The sequence below is a fragment of the Rhizobium sp. P1_E1 genome (assembly GCF_056406015.1).
The window spans coordinates 1-4861 of sequence record NZ_JBFUAY010000286.1; the positions used below are offsets into that span (position 1 = coordinate 1).

Sequence of the window (4861 nt, forward strand, 5' to 3'; positions counted from 1 at the left end):
GATGAAGGCAAACTTCAAAGGTTTCAAGGACGAGCAGTACAAGCCCTATAACTTCAGTCCCGCCCCCTTCCTCGCAGACAAGGACTCTGCCCAGCAGGGGTACCTGACCTCCGAACCTTACGAGATCCAGAAGCAGGCAGGCTTCGAGCCGAAGGTCTTCCTGCTCGCCGACAACGGCTACTCGCCCTATTCGACGATGATCACGACAACACAGGCGATGATCGACAGCAAGTCCGATGTCGTGCAGCGCTTCGTCGATGCCTCGATCGAGGGCTGGTACAACTACCTCCATGGCGACAACAGCAAGGCGAACGAGCTGATCAAGAAGGATAATCCTGAAATGACGGATGGCCAGCTCGCCTACTCGATCGCCAAGATGAAGGAATACGGCATCATCGAATCCGGCGACAGCCTCGACAAGGGCATCGGCTGCATCACCGATGCGCACTACAAGACGTTCTTCAACGAGATGGTGGCGATCAAGGTCTTCAAGCCGGAGACGGATTACACCAAAGCGTTTACGACGAAGTTCGTCTGCAAGAGCACCGGTGTGGCACTGAAGAAGTAGGCCGACCGACGGCTCTCCCCTGGTCCGCCATTGAGGACGTGGCGGGCCGTATCCTCCCGCATGAACGAGACAGCAATGCTCCCAGCAGACATCCAGGCGGTATCCCCGAAAGAGACGCGCAAGCGGCCGCTTGTTGTCATGCAGTCGGTCTCGAAGGTCTTTTCCAGCGGCACTGTCGCTCTTTCGAACATGTCGCTCACGGTCGAAAGCGGCGAGTTTGTCAGCCTGCTCGGCCCTTCCGGCTGCGGCAAGTCGACGGCGCTGCGCATCATAGCCGGTCTCGGCGATGTCACCTCGGGAACGATCGACTGGCCGAGTTCGCGCATCAATTCCAGAGGTCTGCCGGAGGGCGATATCGGCTTTGTCTTCCAGGAGCCGACGTTGATGCCCTGGAAGAACGTGTTCGACAACGTCCATCTGCCGCTGAGGTTGAGGCGCGTTTCGAAGGCAGCCGCGCATGATCAGATCATGGAAGTGCTGACCACTGTCGGCCTTCAGGATTTTGCCAAGGCCTATCCGCGCGAACTTTCCGGCGGCATGAAGATGCGCGTCTCGATCGCCCGTGCGCTGGTGACGAAGCCGAAGCTGCTGCTGATGGACGAGCCTTTCGCCGCGCTCGATGAGATCACCCGCCAGAAACTCAACGACGACGTGCTGCGGCTGTGGAAGGCGACCGGCATTACGGTGATTTTCGTGACGCATTCGGTCTTCGAGTCCGCCTATCTCTCGAACCGCATCGTCGTGATGAAGGCAAGGCCCGGGCGCGTGCATGCCGACGTCCCGCTGATCACCAGCCTCGAACGCGACGCGCACTACCGCACCTCGGAAGAATACCGCAAGGCCTGCGAAACGGTATCGCATTCGCTGATCGGGGCGATCAATTCGGCAGGGGATCATTGATGAGTGATGAAACAGACACATCGCCGCTGCTCGTTAAGGGTACCGCAAGCGCAAGGCGCCGCGATCTTGCGCTGCGCATCGCAATCCCCTTCCTCGTCATCGCTCTGTTGATCCTCGTCTGGTACGCCTATGTGAAACTGTCGGGCGTGCCGCCCTATATCCTGCCAGGACCGGCCGCTGTGGCAAATGCCTTCGTGACGGATTGGGGTACGCTCGCCCCTGCCCTCTGGGTCACCACCAAGATCACCTTCATGTCGCTGATGCTGGCGCTTGTCGGCGGCGTCGGCTTTGCGATCTTCCTGGTGCAATCGCGCTGGGTCGAGCTTGCCTTCTATCCCCTTGCCGTCATCCTGCAGGTAACGCCGATCGTGGCGATCTCGCCGCTGATCCTGATCTACGCTCCCTCCACGCAGGTCGCGCTCCTCATCTGCGCCTTCCTCGTCGCATTCTTCCCGATCCTGTCGAACATGGTGCAGGGCCTGAAGAGCGTCGACCATAACCTCATCAACCTCTTCGAGCTCTATGGCGCCTCGCGCTGGCAGACGCTGATCCATCTGAAGATCCCGGCCGCCCAGCCCTATTTCATGACCGGTCTTCGCATCGGCGGCGGGCTCGSGCTGATCGCCGCCGTCGTCGCTGAATTTGCCGCGGGCTCCGCCGGTGCCGGCTCCGGCCTCGCCTTCCGCCTGCTCGAAGCGCAGTACCGGATGAACATCCCGCGCCTCTTCGCAGCGCTGTTGATGCTCTCCATGCTTGGGGTAGCGATCTTCGGCCTCACCACCCTCATTGCCTGGCTGAGCCTTCACCGCTGGCATGAAAGCAGCATCAAACGGGAAAACTGATGACTTATTCTTTCATATCCCCGCCAAATGCGGCCCGCTTCGTGCTGAGCAATGCGACAGTGCCCGTCGTCACCCTCGAGCATGTCGACGTGCCAATCACCGAGGGACTGGCCACGGTCGATATCGTCATCAGCGACGGCATGATTGCAGCCATCCGGCCGGCCGGCGCCGCACCCGCCGATTATGCCAGGATCGATCTCAAGGACGGCATGGTCTGGCCGTGTTTTGCCGATATCCATACTCATCTCGACAAAGGCCATATCTGGCCACGCCAGGCCAATCCCGACGGCAGCTTCATGGGCGCGCTCGATGCCGTCAGGGCCGACCGGGAAGCCAACTGGTCGGCCGCGGACGTCAAACGGCGCATGGAATTCTCGCTCCGCTCCGCCTATGCCCATGGGACCAGCCTGATCCGCACGCACCTGGATTCGCTTGCGCCCCAGCATCGCATCTCCTTCGAAGTTTTTGACGAAATCCGGGATGCCTGGAAGGACAGGATCGCGCTGCAGGCGGTCGCCCTCTTCCCGCTGGATGCCATGGCAGACAGCACCTTCTTTGCCGATCTCGTCACGGTCATCCGGCAGACCGGCGGCCTGCTTGGCGGCGTCACCAGGATGGGGCCGGAGCTTGTCTGGCAGCTCGACACGCTCTTCAGGACTGCCGCGGAGCATGGCCTGGATGTCGATCTGCATGTGGACGAGACGGATGATCGCGGCGCCGAGACACTGAAGGCAATCGCCGAGGCCGTGCTGCGCAACGGGTTCGAGGGCAAGGTGACCGCCGGCCATTGCTGCTCGCTCGCCCGCCAGGACGAAGACACCGCCGCGCGCACCGTCGCGTTGGTCGCCAAGGCAGGTATCGCGGTCATCGCACTGCCGATGTGCAACATGTATCTACAGGATCGCTATCCCGGCCGCACCCCGCGCTGGCGCGGCGTCACGCTGTTCAAGGAGCTGGCCGCTGCCGGTGTCGCGACCGCGGTCGCATCCGACAATACGCGTGACCCCTTCTATGCTTATGGCGATCTCGATCCAGTGGAGGTCTTCCGCGAGGCCGTGAGGATTCTGCATCTCGACCATCCGCTCGATACTGCCGCCCGCGTCGTCACCACCTCGCCCGCCGCCATCGTCGGACGGTCGGACAAGGGCCGTATCGCCGCCGGCGATCCGGCCGATCTCGTGCTCTTCAGCGCGCGGCGCTGGAGTGAATTCCTGTCCCGTCCGCAGTCTGACCGCGTCGTGCTTCGCCGCGGCAAGGTGATCGACCGCAGCCTGCCGGATTACCGTGAACTCGATAACGTCGTTGGAGCCTGACATGGCCGATTATCAGAAGATCAAAAAGGAACTCGAAGGCATCGCCGTTGAGGACAATCCGGCGCTGGTTCGCCAGAAGAGCCGGGATTTCTATTGGTATTCGCCTGTACTCAAAGCCCAGCTCGACAATGTGACGGCCGATATCGTCGTCACACCGAAGACCGAGGAAGAGGTCATCCGGACGCTGAAGGTCGCCTTTGCCCATGGCGTGCCGGTCACGCCGCGCGGCGCCGGCACCGGCAATTACGGCCAGGCCATGCCACTTTCCGGCGGCATCGTTCTCAATCTTGCAGCCATGGACAAGATCAAGGAGATCCATCCCGGCCGCGTCATCTGCGAACCGGGCATCGTGCTTGCCCAACTCGACAAGCAGACCAAGGCCCATTCCGGCCAAGAGCTGCGTTTCCACCCCTCCACCGCCCAGACGGCGACGGTCGGCGGCTTCATCGCCGGCGGTTCTGGCGGCGTCGGCTCGATCACCTGGGGCGGCTTGCGCGACCTCGGCAACATCCTGCGGCTGCGCGTCGTCACCATGGAGGCCGAACCGCGCGTCCTCGATCTCACCGGCTGGGATCTCCAGAAAGTGAGCCATGCCTACGGCACGAACGGCATCATCACCGAGATTGAGATGCCGCTCGCACCTGCCTATGACTGGGTCGATGTGCTCGTCGGCTATGACGACTTCATGGAAGCGGTGCGCTTCTCCGACGCGCTGGCGAAATGCAACGGCATCCTCGTCAAGGAGATCGCGCCGATCGCCGCTCCCATTCCTTTCGATTATTTCACCCGCCACAAGCCTTACATCCGTCAGGGCCAGTCGATCGTCGTGCTGATGATTGCGCCGCACTCCATGGATGCCTTTCTTGCCTTCACGGCGGCGCAGAAGGGCGAGATCATGTTCCGCTCCGACAAAGTGGAAAGCATGCGCGGCATTCCGCATGCCTATGAGCTTGCCTGGAACCACACGACATTGCGTGCGCTGAAGGTCGACCCGAGCTTCACCTATCTGCAGGTGCAATATCCAGGCCCGGACCATGTCGCCAAGGTGCGGAAGATGGTCGAAATTTTCGGTGACGAAGTGCCAGGGCATCTCGAATTCATCAAGTTTGACGGCCAGATCCAGTGCTCCGGCCTGCCGTTGGTCCGCTATACCACCGAAGAGCGGCTGGAAGAGATCATCAAGATCCACCAGGACAATGGATGCCCGATCTTCAACCCGCACCGCTATACGCTTGAAG

Annotated in this window: 5 protein-coding genes; all 5 read left to right on the forward strand. The window is 61.3% G+C overall.

Annotated elements, in window-relative coordinates; translation table 11 throughout:
• Positions 1-568: ABC transporter substrate-binding protein (locus AC1D1Z_RS34075; protein ID WP_477853221.1), on the forward strand; the 568-nt coding region annotated here is incomplete at its 5' end.
• A 75-nt stretch (positions 569-643) separates the two neighbouring features.
• Positions 644-1468: an ABC transporter ATP-binding protein gene (locus AC1D1Z_RS34080; RefSeq protein ID WP_018245575.1), complete on the forward strand. Its 825-nt coding sequence runs from the start codon at positions 644-646 to the stop codon at positions 1466-1468.
• On the forward strand, positions 1468-2310 hold the full coding sequence (locus AC1D1Z_RS34085) for an ABC transporter permease (protein WP_477853223.1): 843 nt from the start codon (positions 1468-1470) through the stop codon (positions 2308-2310). The genes AC1D1Z_RS34080 and AC1D1Z_RS34085 overlap by 1 nt, the downstream gene beginning before the upstream one ends.
• Positions 2310-3623: a cytosine deaminase gene (locus tag AC1D1Z_RS34090; RefSeq protein ID WP_018245573.1), complete on the forward strand. Its 1314-nt coding sequence runs from the start codon at positions 2310-2312 to the stop codon at positions 3621-3623. Before AC1D1Z_RS34085 ends, AC1D1Z_RS34090 begins: the two co-directional genes overlap by 1 nt.
• A gap of 1 nt (position 3624) precedes the next feature.
• Positions 3625-4861 (forward strand): FAD-binding oxidoreductase (locus AC1D1Z_RS34095; protein WP_477853224.1); only part of this gene is annotated, 1237 nt, incomplete at its 3' end.

What these genes read in the sequence shown, in the direction of transcription:
- AC1D1Z_RS34080 (WP_018245575.1), top strand. Translation starts at nt 644, where the DNA reads ATGCTCCCAGCAGACATCCAGGCGGTATCCCCGAAAGAGACGCGCAAG.
- AC1D1Z_RS34090 (WP_018245573.1), top strand. Translation starts at nt 2,310, where the DNA reads ATGACTTATTCTTTCATATCCCCGCCAAATGCGGCCCGCTTCGTGCTG.